Origin of the sequence: Sphingobium jiangsuense (assembly GCF_014196495.1) — a bacterium.
Lineage (GTDB): Bacteria > Pseudomonadota > Alphaproteobacteria > Sphingomonadales > Sphingomonadaceae > Sphingobium > Sphingobium jiangsuense.
On record NZ_JACIDT010000066.1, the window covers coordinates 1 to 1,144 of the forward strand.

Consider the following 1,144-nt stretch of genomic DNA (forward strand, 5'->3'; position numbering starts at 1 on the left):
TTGACCGTATGCTCTGCCGACTGTCGGCTTGATCACTGCCGCTGCCGTTCAGTGACGTTCGGTAGGCAATCTTCGCCTCGATAGGGCAACCATGGGCGAGACGGTCAGTGAGGCAGATCGCCGTCTCGCTCGGGTCGCATTTTCTTGACGAAATACAGTTCTGTGAGAGTGTCTTAGAGCCAAACAGGACAGTCAGGAGGCTCGATGGGCAAGACACTCGGCTACGCACGGATCAGCACCGATCAGGGGCAGGATGCCACCAGCCAGAAGGCGGTGCTGGAAGACCTTGGCGCGGTCGTCGTGTTCGTCGATATCGGCAACGGCTCGAAGCTCACCGGACGTGACCAACTCGAAGCCGCCCTGCGCCTGCTCGACGAAGGCGACACCCTGTTGGCGCTCCACCCCGATCGTCTCGCGCGCGACACCGGCGACCTGCTGACGATCGCCAAGCGCGTCATTGAGAAGAAGGCGGTGCTGCGGATCAATGACCCCGCCATCACGCTCGACGGCACCGACATCATGGCTGAGGTGATGCTGACCGTGTTCGGGCTGGTGGGGATGATGGAGAAGCACTTCATCAAGGCAAGGCAGCGCCGGGGGATCGAAGCGGCGAAGCTCAGGGGCGATATCTACAAGGGCCGCCCCGCAACGATCAGCCCAGACGCTGTGCGCGATCTTCGTCAGCAGGGGTTCGGTGCCACCCAGATCGCCAAGCGCCTCAAGATCGGGCGGGCGTCGGTCTATCGGCTGCTCGCAGCCTGAGCGTCGAGCCATGCGGTAAACTCGTCCACCGTCATGACCTGACCCGGTTGAGCCGCTGCCCGCTCGATCATCGCGAGGAAAGCCGGGTCGAGTTCTTCGCCCCGGCAGATCGGGCACGGCTCATCCGTCCCATCATCACCACACCGTCCCTCATGCTGATCCACGATCCCGGAGCCTCCGCACATGACCCAGACCGATCATATCACAGGCTCACCGCCGTCGCTCAGTGAGCATGCTGCTGACGGTCAGGACCATGGTGGTTCGGGTTCTCTTCTGGGACTCGAACTGCCCCCGCCTCTCGACATTGAAAAGGCAGGACAAAATCTGAGCCATCCCGCCGATCTCGACAGCCAGCCCTGCTACGCTCCTCTTCTGGGCACCA

Annotated in this window: 2 protein-coding genes; both read left to right on the plus strand. The window is 62.3% G+C overall.

Features of this window, described 5'->3' with window-relative positions; translation table 11 throughout:
- Positions 1–204 precede the first annotated feature (204 nt).
- Positions 205–762 (plus strand): recombinase family protein, encoded by a 558-nt coding sequence (locus GGR43_RS23355; protein WP_188074095.1) that lies wholly within the window; start codon positions 205–207, stop codon positions 760–762.
- Positions 763–945: 183 nt separating this feature from the next.
- Positions 946–1,144 (plus strand): hypothetical protein (locus tag GGR43_RS23360; RefSeq protein ID WP_188074096.1); only part of this gene is annotated, 199 nt, incomplete at its 3' end.